We start from the raw sequence: 13,491 nt of genomic DNA on the forward strand, positions 1-13,491 counted from the left end.
GGGATCAGGCCGCAAGAAGCGAGCCGACCGTCTGAGAACGCAGCCCCCGGACGGAGTTCCGGGCGGTGCGAGGGGCGCGGAGAGTGTCACAGCTCGGCCGTCGACACCAGCCAAAACGCTGTAACAACTTCAACAAACAACCATAACTAACTGTATTTATTGAGTTTTCTTTAATGAATCGAGCTTTGCTATGCTGCTCCGCTCGCGTCCGAGGTAGCACCATGCAACTCATCGACATTGGCGTCAATCTGACCCATTCAAGCTTTGCGGCAGAGCGTGAAGCACTGCTCGAACGCGCCTTCGCCGCAGGCGTGGCGCAACTGGTACTCACCGGCACCAGCATCGCCGATGCCGAAGAAGCACTGGCCCTGGTCCGCCAGCTCGACCCCGAAGGCGGCCGCCTGTTCAGCACGGCCGGCCTGCACCCCCACGAAGCCAGCCAGTGGAATGCCGACAGCGCCCGCCACCTGCAGGCACTGCTGGCCGAGCCGGAGGTACGCGCCGTGGGCGAATGCGGCCTGGACTTCAATCGCGACTTCTCCCCGCGCCCGCAGCAGGAGAAGGCCCTGGAGGAACAACTGGCCCTGGCCGTCGAGCTGGGCCTGCCGGTGTTCCTCCACGAACGCGACGCCGACGAGCGCCTGCTGGCCATCCTGCGGCCATTCCGCGATCGCCTGCCGGCCGCCGTGGTGCACTGCTTCACCGGCGAGAAGCGCGCCCTCTTCGCCTACCTCGATCTGGACCTGCACATCGGCATCACCGGCTGGATCTGCGACGAACGCAGGGGCACCCACCTGCACCCGCTGGTGCGTGAAATCCCGGCGGGCCGGCTGATGCTGGAAAGCGACGCCCCCTACCTGCTGCCCCGCAGCCTGCGACCGAAGCCCAAGAGCGGTCGCAACGAGCCGGCCTTCCTGCCCGAGGTGCTCCATGAAGTCGCCCGCCACCGGGGCGAAACACCCGAGCACCTGGCCCAGCACACCACCGCCTGCGCACGCGCGTTTTTCGGGCTGCCGAACATCGCCTAACCTGTTCCAGTAAAGAGGCTGATTGATACGGATCAACGATCCGGTCACAGTGCTGCGAAACAATGCTGGCACCTTGCCAAGCCTCAGAGAAAAAAGAACAGAACATGGGTAACTGGATGCGCGATCTTTCCCTGAAGTACAAGTTCTGGGCGGTCAACGCCGTCGCCTTCGTCACCACGCTGCTGCTGGTGCTGCACGCCATCAGCCTCGAGCGCGATGCCCGCGTCGAGGCGGCCCGCGATGCGGCCGTGGCGCAGGCAGCATTGCTGCGTGCCTGGCCCGCCGGGCAGGCGCTGCCTGCCAGCAAGGAGATCGTGCGCTTCGCGGCCGGCAGCGCCCCGCAGCTGCAGGGGATCGACACCAGCGCGCTGAGCCGCGCCACCGGTTGGGTCGACCTGGACCACGACGCCCTGTTCGGCAGCGATCCGGTGGTGGGTGCCCAGGTGCAGGACACCGCCGACGGCCCGCGCATCGCCGTACTCGCCCATGCGCCGAGCTTCGCCGAGGTGTTCACCTCGCGCATGCTCAACTACGCGGTCACCGTTTTCCTGCTGATGATGGCGCTGCTGGCGTCCTCGCAGTTGTTGATCCGCTTCCTCCTCAGCCACCTCAACACCCTCAAGGACGTGATGCTGCACGTGGAGAAGAGCGGCGACCTGTCTGCCCGCGTGCCGCTGGACAGCCGCGACGAGGTGGGCCAGATGGCGAGCGCATTCAACGCCATGCAGGCGGGCTTCCAGCGCGTGGTGGGCACCGTCGCCCAGGTCACCGAGCGCCTCGACGAAGGCGCCGCGCGACTGGCCTCGAGCATGGGCGAGGTGCGCCAGGGCATGCTCGGCCAGCAGAGCGAGACCGACCAGGCCGCCACCGCCATCAACGAGATGTCCGCCACCGTGCATCACATCGCCCAGCACGCCGCCGACACCCGCGACCAGTCGCAGACCGCCGACCAGCTCGCCGGAGCCGGCCAGAGCGTGGTCAGCCGCGTGGGCGAGTCCATCGCCGGGCTCTCCAGCGGCGTGCAGCAGACCGCCGAGATGATCGAGAAGCTCGCCGAGGACAGCCAGAAGATCAGCAGCGTGGTCAGCGTCATCCATGGCATCGCCGAGCAGACCAACCTCCTCGCCCTCAATGCCGCCATCGAGGCCGCCCGCGCCGGCGAGATGGGCCGTGGCTTCGCCGTGGTGGCCGACGAGGTGCGCAACCTGGCCAAGCGCGTCCAGGATTCCACCGACGAGATCACCAGCATGATCCTCGCCCTGCAGTCCGGCACCCGCGACGCCGTGGAGTTCATGCAGGAAAGCTCGTTCAAGGCCGACAGCTGCGTGCAACAGGCCCACGAAGCCGGCGAAGCACTGGCCGCCATCACCGGCGCCGTGGCGCAGATGCGCCAGAGCAACACGCAGATCGCCGTGGCAGCGGAACAGCAGAGCCAGGTCGCCGAGGAGATGACCCGCGCCGTGGTCGGCATCCGCGACGTCACCGAACTCACCGTCAGCCAGACCCTCGGCTCCGCCTCCACCAGCGCCGAACTGGCCAGCCTCGCCAGCGAACTCTCCCGCGCCATTCGTCAGCTCAAGCTCTGAGCTGGCTATCCCGCCCATAGACACAACCCATTCGCCGGCCCCTCCAGGGCCGGCCTAGACTTGCCCGCAATCCTCAGAGGAATCCGCACCATGGGCAAACGTCATCCCAACCTCCGCGCCTGGCAGTGGAAGACCTACGCCAGGAACCACCGCCACCCCACCAACCTGGTGCTGCACCTGCTGGCCGTGCCGCTGTTCATCGTCGCCACCCTGGTCTTGCTCGACGGCCTGTTCACCCTGAGCGTCCTGAACATCGCCCTCGGCGTCATCGGCCTGGCCGCCTCCCTCGGCCTGCAATCCCACGGGCACCGACTCGAAGCCGAGGCACCGGAGCCGTTCGCCGATCGCAAGGACGCCGTGGGCCGCCTGCTCACCGAACAGTTCGTCACCTTCCCACGCTTTTTCCTCAGCGGCGCCTGGTGGCGCAACTGGCGGAACCGCCACTGACCTCCACCTGCCAGCAAAGAGCCATTACTTTCGTCGGAAAATATTCAAGCTCGCCAAAGGAATGACGATATGCTGGCACCACGCTGTATGAGGGTCGTCGCATGCCGTCAAAGCGACAGATATTTGGCACCATTTTCCTGGCAGTCACCCTGAGCGCCCTCGCCCGGGGGGAGCAGTCCGCCTACCCCCTGGATATACCCGCCCTGCGTCTTCACCTGCCCGGCACCGCTCCCCAGGTGTTCACCCTGCGCGATCTCCAGGCCATGCCCAGCGTCACCCTGCGCGCCCGCGGCCCCAGTGATGACCGGGTGTCCGACTGGCACGGCGTGCCCCTGGGCCAACTCCTCGAGCGGCTGCCGGTTGCGCGGCACACCGCCGAACTGCACCTGCGGGCCCTCAACGACTATTCGGTGGTGATCCCCGCCAGCGACATCGAGCGCTACCAGCCGGTGATCGCCTACTCCCGCGATGGCCAACCCATGGCCGTGGAAGCCTATGGGCCGCTCTTCCTCATGTACCCCTTCGATACCCACGCCGAACTGCGCGTGCAGAAGTACTACAACCGTGCCATCTGGCAACTGAGCGATATCTACATCGAGTAGCGACCATGCCCGACAGTTTTGCCGACAGTATTTCCCTGCCGCGCAAGCGGCTGGTGATGGCGGTCCTCCTGGTTCTCATGCTGGTCATGGCGATCACCGCCGGGGGCTCGCTGTGGCTGGTGGTGAACGAGGCACGGCAGCTCGGCCGCCCCGGCTCCCATGGCGAGCTGTGGCAGGTCTACCAGATCCGCAACGGCATGGACCGCCTGCTGGAGGAAGCGCAGCACATCGAACAGGGCCACAGCGGCGCCACGCAACTGGTGGTCCGCCTCGGTGTGCTGCGCAGCCTGTCGCGCCCCGTCGAAGGCCATCACCTGTTCGACTTCCTGCCCACGGCGCGCCCGGAAACAACCCGCACCCTGCAACGCGTCTCCGAACTCAGCCAGCGCTGGCTGGAGCGCGTCGACTGGAACGACCAGGCCTCGGCCCGCGCCACCAGCGCCGAAATCCTCAGCGAGCTGCCGCCGCTGCAACGCGCCATGCACGAGGTCATGGTGGCCGCCAACATCTCCCTGGCCAACGAACTGGACGAAGAACGCCAGCGTCTCTACGGCTACTTCAGCAAGCTCGCCTGGGCCTTGCTCGGCCTGCTGGTGGGCGGCGCCCTGCTGGTCACCCACCTGATCTACAGCTTCCGCGAGGCCCGGCGCCTGAGCGAGAGCCTTGGCGAACTCGCACACACCCTGGAAAGCCGCGTCGAGGCGCGCACCCTCGCCCTCAGCGAAGGCCGCGAACTGCTCAAGCACATCCTCGAGGCCAGCCCCAGCGACGTCGCCCTGATCGGCGCGGAATCCGGCCGGGTGCATTTCGTCAACCAGCGCCTGATCGTCCGCCAGGGCCTGCAGCGTGGCTCGCAGTTCTCCCTGGACCGGCTGTTCGCCGCCGAATCCGAAGCCCATCGCTTCCGCGCCGCCCTGGAGGCACGTCGCCAGATCGATGACTGGGAGGCGCTGCTGGGCAAGACCGCCCCTTACTGGGGCGTGGTGTTCGGCCGTATCGTCGAGCTCGAGGGCGAGCCTGCGCACCTGGTCTGGAGCTACGACATCAGCCTGCGCAAGCGCATGGAGCACGAGCTGCTGACCCTGGCCACCACCGACGGCCTCACCGGCCTCGACAACCGCCGCGCCTTCATGCAGCGCGCCGAAGACATGCTGCGCCAGGCCGAACGCTTCGGCCATCCGTGCTCGGTGCTGATGATGGACATCGACCACTTCAAGTCGGTCAACGACGGCCATGGCCACGCCATCGGCGACGAAGCGCTGCGCGCCGTCGCACGGGTGATGCGTGAATGCCTGCGCGGCGTCGATGTCCTCGGGCGCCTGGGTGGCGAGGAGTTCGCGGCCATCCTGCCGGAGACCGGGGACGGCAAGGCCGCGCTGGTGGCCGAGCGCCTTCGCGCCGGAGTCGAGGCCCTGCGCGTGGACCTCGCCGGGGGTGATGTACTGCGCCTGACGCTCAGCCTGGGGATCGCCGGGAAGCGCCCCGGAGAAACCCTGGAATCCCTGCTCGGCCGCGCCGATGCGGCGCTCTATGCCGCCAAGCAGGCCGGACGCAACCGGGTGGAGGTGGCGTCCCTCTGACGCCTCAACCGAAGACGGTGACCGTCTGCCGGCTCAGCGCCACCAGCTCGCCGGAAGGCGACCAGAGGCGCGCCGAGACATGGCCATAGCCGTCACGGGCGTGGTCGATCTCGGCGCGGTACAGGCACCAGTCCAGGGTGCCCACGGTCGGCAACGGCTGCACGAACTCGATGGTCCAGGTCAGCGAACTGCCCGGTGCCGGGCTGCGCAGGTGCGGCAGCACCGCCGGCGGCCAGGCGTCCACCAGCGCCAGCAGGTGGGCGATTCCGGCCGGCTCATCCTCGAGCTCGCCCCGGAAGCGCACCCAGCCGCCCATCTCGCGAGCCGGATTGTTGGTGAACGGCATGCTGCCGATGCCCCAGCGCATGGCCAGGAAACGGGTGAAATCGGGGGTCACGCCACGCAGGAAGGGCAGCTCCTGGCACTCCTCCGCCGGCTTGATCACCGGTGCCGGGTCGGCCTGTACATCGATGGCCGACTCACGCGAGGCGCCAAAACTGCCCTGCACCACCACCACCGTCTGGCCGTTCTGCACCGCGCGGCAGAACATCTGGCTCACCGCCCGCCCCTCGCGCAGCACCTCGGCCTCGAAGCTCGCCGGCACCTCGGCTTCCAGCGGGCCGACGAAGGTGATCGCCAGCGACCGCACCGGGCGTCCTTCACCCACCTTGGCGCTCATCGCCTCATAGGCCAGCGCGGCCACCAGGCCACCGAAACTGGCTCGGCCCTGGGCCCAGGCGCTGGGCACCAGGACCTCGCCAGGATTGTTGCGAACGGCCTGGATCAACTGGGAAAACTTCATGGTCCACTCACCCGCTGAATTCGAAAGTGGAGGGATGTTAGGGGATTGCCCAGGCGCTAGAAAGCCGACCTTCAAGCGGGTAGCGACAACGGGGAGGGGAAAAATGCCAGGGCATCAGGCGCGCTGATGGCGCCTTCGGGATCGCACCCGCGACGCAGGATGGGAAGAGCGAAGCGAATCCCATCGATGCGGGGCCTCCCGGAACACCCACCGCCGGGCGGGTGAACCCACGAAGCAACCCTGCAGGGAGCAGTCGGGTTGCACCCGACCTACAAAGGAATCAACGGCGAGGAAGGGATCAGCCCAGGCTCGCCTGCAGCTTGTCCAGCACCCGGTCCGAACGCACCTCGGCGGCGTGCATGGCGACGCGCCAGGCCTTCACCCGCGGGGCGAGGTCAGGCTCCTGCTCGGCGATGAGCAGCCATTGCAGGCGGTCATGCCATTTGCCGAGAGCGGCCTGCGCGCCCTTGAGCAGGCGCTGGGCCTTGGCGGAAGCCTCCACCCACTGCGGGTAGGCATCGCCACCGTAGCGCACGCGCTTGATCAGCAGGCGCAGGCGATGGCGGTCGTGGGCCGGGTCGGCCAGCGCCCGCTCCAGGCGCTTCCAGTCCCGGGCCAGGTGCTTGCGCACGGTCTTGCGCGGCTTCACCAGCAACCCTTCGCGATGGGAGATGCGCAGCAGTTGCGGCCAGGCATCCAGCACGCGGAACAACTGCACCAGGGCCGGGCTCGCCAGCAGCGCGGCATGGCCTTCGCGCAACCGCTGGCGGCGCGGCTCGGCCAGAGCGGCGAGCCCCTGGCTTTCCAGTTCGACGATCAGCACTTCCAGGTCACGCAGCGGCGTGCTCAGTGCCCCGACCTCGCGGGCCGCCTCGTTCAGCACCTGGGCAGCGGGCAGGTCCCGCAGGGGGCGCAGCAGGCTGCGCAGGCGCCGGGTGTTGATGCGCAGGTCGTGCAGGGCCTCGCCATCGGTGCCGGCTTCGAGGCGCGCACGGCACGACAGCAGCTTGATTTCGAGGGTCAGCACCTGGGCGATCAGGTCGTCGAGCATGGCAGGCATGGAAGGGTCATCCGGGCAGGCGGGCGCGCTTCCGATCAGCGCTCCACGCGGGTAAGGCGCCAGGGCAGCGCCCTGCGCAAGGCCTTCAGCGCCTGCGCGAGCTCTGCCGGTGGCAATGGCTCGCCAGCATAGCGCAGAGCCTCGTAGCGGCGCGCGAATTCCTCGATCAGCCCGGCCTGTGCCGGCAGCGCCCGCGCCGCACGTGCGGCGTAGTCACGCGGGCCCTCGCCCTTGCCCCGACGCACCCCCTGGCGGCCAAGCGCACGCTCGAATCCCTGGAACAGGCGCAGCTGCGGGTCGCGCTCGCGGCGCCAGGGCTTGAACATGAACAGCGCCACCAGGCCCACCAGCACGCCTCCACCGCCCACCAGCAAGAGCGCGAAGGTGCGGCCGTCGAGGGCACCGAACCAGCGCTGCAGCACCTGCATCTGCACCTCGCCCTGGTAGCCCAGGACCCAGCGCTGCCAACCGTAGTTGAGCTGGTCCCAGGTCAGGCGCAGCTGGTTCACCCAGCTCACCTGGCGATAGCGCAGCGGCGAGAAGGGCGAGTTCTCGAGGAAGCTCTGCTCCCCGGCCACCGCCTCCTCCAGCCCCTGCTCGATGCGGTTGGGCGCCACCTGGAAGGTCGGGTCGACGCTGCTCCAGCCCTTCTCCGGGGTCCAGTACTCGACCCAGGCGTGGGCATCGAACTGGCGCACCGCCACATAGTTGCCCGTCGGGTTGATCTCGCCGCCCTGGTAGCCGGCCACGATCCGCGCGGGCACACCGGCGGAACGCAGCACGAAGGTCATCGCGCCGGCGTAGTGGGCGCAGAAGCCGCGGCGGCTGTCGAAGAGGAATTCGTCCACGCTGTTCGCCCCGCCCGGCGGTGGCTTCAGCGTGTAGACGAAGGGCTCGCGATTGAAATGCTGCAGCAGCGCCTGCACCAGGTCCTCCGTCGCCGGGTGCCGGGCCTTGAGCTCGGCGGCCCAGGCGCGGCTGCGCGGGTCCCCCTGTTCCGGCAACTGCAGGGTGCGCCGGCGCACGCGCTCGTCGAGCTCCGGGTCACGCACCGCCTCGGGCCAGGAGGTCACCCGGTACAACAGCGAGCGGTCCACCGGGAGCCGCCGTTGCAGGTGGTAGTCGATCATCTGGCGGGTGTCTTCGAGGCGGGTCTCGCCCACGTCCAGGGTGAACAACCAGGGCCGTGCGCTGGGCTGCATCACCACGCTGTAGTCCAGCGGCTCGCCGCGTTTTACCCACTGCGCGGGGGAGTTGAACTGGCTGGCTTCGGACTGCGACCAGCGACGGCCGTCGAAACGCTCCAGGGTCAGCGCACGCCAGTACAGCTCGCGGCGCGGCGGCGGCGCGCCCTCGAAGCTGGCGCGGAAAGCCAGCTCGGCGGACTGGCTGAGCTCGGCGATATCGGCCGGCGCCATGCTGTCGGACAGCCCGGTGACGCCCTTGTCGCTGGGCAGCGGCAGGGACCACAGCGGCCCCATGCGCGGGAAGAACAGGAACAAGAGCAGCATCAGCGGCAGTGCCTGGGCCAGCAGCGTCGCCGCCAGGCGCAGGGTGGCCAGCGGGCGGGCGGCGAAGGCGCTCTGCTGCAGGCCGATCAACGCGGCCAGCAACGCAATCACCGGCAGCAGGCTGTAGAGGGCGGCGAGCATGCCGTCGTCGAAGAGGTAGGCCGTCACCACGGTGAAGAAGCCGAGGAAGATCAACACCAGCGCATCGCGCCGCGTACGCATCTCCACCAGCTTGAGAATGAAGGCCGCCACCAGCAGCACCACGCCGGCATCGAGGCCGATCAGGCTGCCCCGGGACAGCAGCACCCCCGCGCCGGCACCGAGCATCATCAGCACCTTGGCCAGGCCGCTGGGGTAGCGCGCGCGCATGCGGAACACCTGTATCCGCCAGCCGGCGCAGACCAGCCAAAGCCCGATGATCCACAACGGCAGGTGGAACAGGTGCGGCAGGATCACCAGCACCTGGGCCACCAGCAACCAGGTCAGGGCGATGCGCGGGATCGGCTGCACCGTGCTCATCGCGCCACCCCGTAGAGCGCCAGCGCGCGCAGGCAGGCATCGCGGTGCGGCTCGCCGGTGGCCGGGCGCAACTCCTCGCCGCCGAGGCGCAGGCCGAAGGGCTGGCCGCGTTCGGTGAAGGTCAGCACCCAGTGGCAGAGCAGCGAGAGGCGGCTTTCCAGCTCGCCCTCCAGGCCGTCCAGGTCGAGCCACAGATCGGCCCCGGCGAGGACGGCGAAATCCTTGATGAACAGGCCCTGGCCCCGGGAATAGGCCTTCCAGTGCAGGCGCCGCCGCGAGTCGCCGGGCTGATAGGGCTTGAGCCCCTGGTAGTCGTCTGCGCCGCGACCGAGCACCCGCACGCCGTCCTCTTCGTCATCCCGGCGGCCACCGGTGCCCATGGGCAGGTCGCCGGGCAACGGGCGCGGATAGACCAGCGCCGCCTGGTCGAGGTCCACCCAGCTCCAGGCCACCAGCAGGCCGAGGGGGAAACGGCTTTCCACTCGCAGGCGCCCGGGCCGCAGCCAGCCACGGCGCTCGGCCGGCAGGTCGACCTCGCAGTCGCAGGAACCGGCGGCGGGCACATCCTGCGCCTGCAGCTCGGCCGGGGGCCAGCCCAGGGCGATCGCCTGGTGCGGCTGGCGCTCGCTCTCCAGGCGCACCTGGAAGCGCGCACGCTCGCCCACGAACACCGCCGGGGCTCCTGCCGCGCGCAGGGTCATGCCGGCGAGGTTACGGAAGGTGTGGAGGATGGTCAGGATGAACACCGACAGCAGCAGGAAGGTCAGGCCGTAGGCCAGGCTGTTCTGGTAGTTGATCGCCGCCAGCAGCATCAGCACCAGGGCGATGCCGAAGGCCAGCCCGGTGCGCGTGGGGATGATGAAGATGCGCCGCTGGTTGAGGCGCACCTCGGCCGCAGGCGGGATCCGCTTCGCCAGCCAGCGGTTCCAGCGCGGCCGCACGCGCTGCTTGAGCATCAGAGCGCCGGGACTTCGCGCAGAAGCCACTGCACCAGGGCGCCGCCGCCGTGGCCGGCCGGGTCGGCCTGTTCACGCAGGCGGTGGCCGACCACCGAGGGCAGCACGGCCTGCACGTCCTCCGGGATCACGTAGTCGCGCCCCGCCAGCAGCGCCCAGGCCCGGGCAGCGGCCAGCAGTGCGAGGCTGGCCCGTGGCGACAGGCCCCAGGCGAACCGGGTGTGGGAACGGGTCGCCTCCACCAGGCGCAGCACATAGTCCACCAGGGCGTCGCTGACGCGGATCTTCGGCACCTCGGCCTGGAGGAGCGCCAGCTCGGCGTGATCCAGCACCGGGTCCAGGCGTGGCAGGATCTCGCGGCGCGCCTCGCCCAGCAGCAACGCCTTTTCCGCCGCGCGGGCCGGGTAGCCCAGCGACAGGCGCATGAGGAAACGGTCCAGCTGCGACTCCGGCAGGGCGAAGGTGCCGCCCTGGCTCACCGGGTTCTGCGTGGCGATGACGAAGAAGGGCTCGGGCAGCGGCCGGGTCGCCCCCTCGATGGTCACCTGGCCCTCCTCCATGGCTTCGAGCAGCGCACTCTGGCTCTTGGGGGTGGCGCGGTTGATCTCGTCGGCCAGCACCAGCTCGGCGAACACCGGGCCGGGGTGGAAGACGAACTGGCCGGTGTCCTTGTCGAACACCGAAGTACCGAGGATGTCGCCGGGCAAGAGGTCCGAGGTGAACTGGATACGCTGGAAGCTCAGCCCCAGCACCCGTGCCAAGGCATGGCTGAGGGTGGTCTTGCCCATGCCGGGCAGGTCTTCGATCAACAGGTGACCGCGGGCCAGCAGGCAGGTCAGCGCCAGGCGTACCTGGGGCTCCTTGCCCAGCACGACCTGGTTCACGGCGTTGAGGCAGGCATCCAGTCTGGTTCGCATCGCAGGCTCCCGAAACAATGGGCCGATGCTACCGGTGGGCACGGGGATGGCAAAGCGCCCTGCAATTTTTGCTGACGAAACCGTGCGCCAGGTCCGTCACGGATGCTCATGCTTTGCGTTGATATGCGCATCACCGCTTGCGTGCGCCGAGGCTGGCGGCTTCCTTGGGGTGGTGTAGAGCGAAGCAAACCCGGGCGGTAGAGGTGGCTGAGACTCCTGGATGCCCGGAAAACACCGCGCTTGAGCGCTTTCTTCACAGCCACAACAGCTGACGCAGAGAGCGCGAATGCATTCGCGAGGGTCCAGCCACCCTGCCATTCGCGGTTGAAACCGCTCCCACCAGGCAGCCCGTAGCCCGGGCTTCAGCCCGGGTATCAGAGGCGGAAGTGCCCCGCCATCGCCTGCAGGTCCCGACCCAGGGAGGCGAGCTGGGTGCTGGAATTGGCGGTTTCCTCCATGGCCAGCGCGGACTGGTCGGCGATGTCACGGATGCTGGTGACACTGCGGTTGATCTCTTCGGCCACGGCGCTCTGCTGCTCGGCGGCGGCGGCGATCTGCTGGTTCATCTGGTGGATCACCGACACCGCCTCGGCGATGCCGCTCAAGGCCAGTTCGGTGTGGTTGGCGTCCTGCACCGTCATCTCCACCAGCGTCCCGCTTTCCTGCATGCGCTCGACCGAGCGCCGCACGCCATCGCGCAGGGTGACGACCAGGCGCTCGATCTCGGCAGTGGACTGCTGGGTGCGCTTGGCCAGCGCGCGCACCTCGTCGGCCACCACGGCGAAGCCGCGCCCCTGCTCGCCGGCACGTGCCGCCTCGATGGCGGCGTTGAGGGCCAGCAGGTTGGTCTGCTCGGCCACGCTCTTGATCACGTCCAGCACCGAACCGATGCTCTGGGTTTCATGGCTCAGGTGCTCGATGCTCTGGGTCGCCGCCTGCATGGCCGCCGCCAGCTGGTTGATCCGCCCCAGGGTCTGGCGCACCACCTCGCTGCCGCTGCTGACCTTGCTGTCCGCGCTCTGCGTCGAGGCGGCGGCCGCTTCGGCATTGCGCGCCACCTCATGCACCGTGGCGGTCATCTGGCTCATGGCGGTGGCCACCTGGTCGGTCTCCAGCTTCTGGCCGTTGACGCCGACGCGGGTCTGCTCGGTGACCGAGGACAATGCCTGGGCCGAGGAGGAAATCTGCGCCACCCCGCCCTGCAAGCGCCCGACCATGTCGCGCAGATTGGCCGACATGCCGCGCATGGCCTCCAGCAACTGGCCCACCTCGTCGCTGCGATCGACCTCGATCTCGACGCTCAGATCGCCGGCGGAAATCTGCCGCGCCACCGCGATCACCCGCTGCAACGGCCGCACGATCAGCAGCGCGATCAGCACCGTGGCCGCCAGGCCGATGAGCAGGGCCAGGGCGCTAGCCGAGAGGATCAGCAGGGAACTCGCGCGCTGCTGGGCGAGCATCGCCTCCTTCTGCTGCCCATAGGCCTGGTCGACGGCGCCGACTATCAGCTCTGCGGCGCCGACCAGGGCCTGGTACTCCACCTTCTGCTGGCGCAGGTGGCCGGTGTATTCCTTGAGTCGGTCGTTGAACGAATCGATATTGCCGATCACCTCGGTGAGCACCGCGGCGTAGCCCGGGTCCTTCATGCTCTCGCGCAGCTCGCCTGCGAGCTTCTGTGCGTCCAGCGCCTCCTGGATGGCGCTCTCGTCGATATCGCCGCTGCTGCGGCTCTGCTCCAGGCGCACGCGGGCCTGGTTCAACGCCAGCAGCAGGGACTGGTAGACACGGCTGATCTCGCCGCCCTGGGCGACCATCTCGGCGCCTTCCGCGCCCTGGGAACTCTTCAGCAGGTCGACCCCATCCTCGTTGAGACCCGACTGCAGCACGTCGAGGCTGTTGGAGGCACTGACCACCAGCCAGTTGGCCGCCTCCAGGGACAGGCGCATGTTGTCGGTGAGCTCCACATAGCGGTCGAAGGCCGCGCGGTAGGTGGTCACCGCCTGCTCCACCTGCCCAAGCGTCTGCTGGCTGGCGCCACCGAGGTCAGCCCCCAAGGCCTGGCCGTGCTCCTGCAACGCCTGGGTCGCCTGGCGCAGCGCCTCGGCCTGCTTGGCATCGCCGGTCAGGGCGTAGTCCTTCTCGATCAGGCGGATGCGCAGCACCTCGCCACCCAGTGCGTTGGTGCGCTCCAGCAGGGCGGCGCCGTCGGCCACGCTGCGCAGCGCGGAGAAGCCCGTGGCAGCCACCACCGCCGTGAGCAGCAGCACCACGCCGAACCCCAGGGTCAGCTTCTTCGCCGTACCGAGGCTGGCGATACCACGTTGCAGAACCGATGCCATGGAGACTCCTCCTCGCCGGATGGCCGGCCTCGCCTCACAGGCTGCCGGGACAACAGCGTGAACTTAGGAGCGAGACCATGCTGGCGACAAGCCATAACCCTGCCAGGGGCCGGTCGATTGGAGGTTTTAGCTAAGTCGAGGTCG

General features: G+C 68.6%; 10 protein-coding genes and 2 pseudogenes. 5 read left to right on the forward strand and 7 right to left on the reverse strand.

The genetic code is table 11. The annotated features are described in order from the left end of the window. Window positions 1-221 precede the first annotated feature (221 nt). From ACYJSS_RS10020 to ACYJSS_RS10040, 5 genes are all read left to right on the forward strand, one after another. Window positions 222-1,028 (forward strand): TatD family hydrolase, encoded by an 807-nt coding sequence (locus ACYJSS_RS10020; protein ID WP_236206471.1) that lies wholly within the window; start codon window positions 222-224, stop codon window positions 1,026-1,028. 104 nt (window positions 1,029-1,132) lie between these two features. Beyond that, complete coding sequence (locus ACYJSS_RS10025; RefSeq protein WP_236206472.1) at window positions 1,133-2,614, forward strand: methyl-accepting chemotaxis protein; 1,482 nt, start codon at window positions 1,133-1,135, stop codon at window positions 2,612-2,614. 90 nt (window positions 2,615-2,704) lie between these two features. Continuing rightward, the gene (locus tag ACYJSS_RS10030) at window positions 2,705-3,061 is read left to right on the forward strand and encodes an Mpo1-like protein (protein ID WP_111261404.1); all 357 of its coding nucleotides are present in this window, start codon (window positions 2,705-2,707) and stop codon (window positions 3,059-3,061) included. A 101-nt stretch (window positions 3,062-3,162) separates the two neighbouring features. Continuing rightward, window positions 3,163-3,663 (forward strand): putative pterin-binding protein, encoded by a 501-nt coding sequence (locus ACYJSS_RS10035; RefSeq protein WP_236206473.1) that lies wholly within the window; start codon window positions 3,163-3,165, stop codon window positions 3,661-3,663. A 5-nt stretch (window positions 3,664-3,668) separates the two neighbouring features. Beyond that, complete coding sequence (locus tag ACYJSS_RS10040; protein WP_236206474.1) at window positions 3,669-5,243, forward strand: GGDEF domain-containing protein; 1,575 nt, start codon at window positions 3,669-3,671, stop codon at window positions 5,241-5,243. Between the two features lie 4 nt (window positions 5,244-5,247). Here the strand turns inward: ACYJSS_RS10040 and ACYJSS_RS10045 are convergent, their stop codons facing one another. The 7 genes and pseudogenes from ACYJSS_RS10045 to ACYJSS_RS10075 form a co-directional block, all read right to left on the reverse strand. Continuing rightward, complete coding sequence (locus tag ACYJSS_RS10045; RefSeq protein WP_111261401.1) at window positions 5,248-6,045, reverse strand: acyl-CoA thioesterase; 798 nt, start codon at window positions 6,043-6,045, stop codon at window positions 5,248-5,250. A gap of 298 nt (window positions 6,046-6,343) precedes the next feature. Beyond that, window positions 6,344-7,105, reverse strand: a complete 762-nt coding sequence (locus ACYJSS_RS10050; RefSeq protein WP_236206475.1) for a CHAD domain-containing protein — start codon at window positions 7,103-7,105, stop codon at window positions 6,344-6,346. Window positions 7,106-7,140: 35 nt separating this feature from the next. Then, window positions 7,141-9,135 carry a transglutaminase TgpA family protein gene (locus tag ACYJSS_RS10055; protein ID WP_111261399.1) on the reverse strand — a complete coding sequence of 665 codons (1,995 nt, stop codon included), beginning with the start codon at window positions 9,133-9,135 and terminating at the stop codon, window positions 7,141-7,143. After that, window positions 9,132-10,121 carry a DUF58 domain-containing protein gene (locus tag ACYJSS_RS10060; protein WP_178082947.1) on the reverse strand — a complete coding sequence of 330 codons (990 nt, stop codon included), beginning with the start codon at window positions 10,119-10,121 and terminating at the stop codon, window positions 9,132-9,134. Before ACYJSS_RS10060 ends, ACYJSS_RS10055 begins: the two co-directional genes overlap by 4 nt. Next, window positions 10,091-11,008: an AAA family ATPase gene (locus ACYJSS_RS10065; protein ID WP_111261397.1), complete on the reverse strand. Its 918-nt coding sequence runs from the start codon at window positions 11,006-11,008 to the stop codon at window positions 10,091-10,093. Before ACYJSS_RS10065 ends, ACYJSS_RS10060 begins: the two co-directional genes overlap by 31 nt. A gap of 374 nt (window positions 11,009-11,382) precedes the next feature. Next, a pseudogene (locus ACYJSS_RS10070) lies at window positions 11,383-11,892 on the reverse strand (methyl-accepting chemotaxis protein); the annotation flags it as partial. Between the two features lie 345 nt (window positions 11,893-12,237). After that, window positions 12,238-13,347: pseudogene (locus ACYJSS_RS10075) on the reverse strand (HAMP domain-containing protein); the annotation flags it as partial. Window positions 13,348-13,491: the final 144 nt, after the last annotated feature.

This window comes from Pseudomonas sp. No.21 (genome assembly GCF_054558415.1).

Coding starts and splice junctions, on each gene's coding strand:
- ACYJSS_RS10020 (WP_236206471.1), top strand. CDS start 222: ATGCAACTCATCGACATTGGCGTCAATCTGACCCATTCAAGCTTTGCG.
- ACYJSS_RS10025 (WP_236206472.1), top strand. CDS start 1,133: ATGGGTAACTGGATGCGCGATCTTTCCCTGAAGTACAAGTTCTGGGCG.
- ACYJSS_RS10030 (WP_111261404.1), top strand. CDS start 2,705: ATGGGCAAACGTCATCCCAACCTCCGCGCCTGGCAGTGGAAGACCTAC.
- ACYJSS_RS10035 (WP_236206473.1), top strand. CDS start 3,163: ATGCCGTCAAAGCGACAGATATTTGGCACCATTTTCCTGGCAGTCACC.
- ACYJSS_RS10040 (WP_236206474.1), top strand. CDS start 3,669: ATGCCCGACAGTTTTGCCGACAGTATTTCCCTGCCGCGCAAGCGGCTG.
- ACYJSS_RS10045 (WP_111261401.1), bottom strand. CDS start 6,045: ATGAAGTTTTCCCAGTTGATCCAGGCCGTTCGCAACAATCCTGGCGAG.
- ACYJSS_RS10050 (WP_236206475.1), bottom strand. CDS start 7,105: ATGCCTGCCATGCTCGACGACCTGATCGCCCAGGTGCTGACCCTCGAA.
- ACYJSS_RS10055 (WP_111261399.1), bottom strand. CDS start 9,135: ATGAGCACGGTGCAGCCGATCCCGCGCATCGCCCTGACCTGGTTGCTG.
- ACYJSS_RS10065 (WP_111261397.1), bottom strand. CDS start 11,008: ATGCGAACCAGACTGGATGCCTGCCTCAACGCCGTGAACCAGGTCGTG.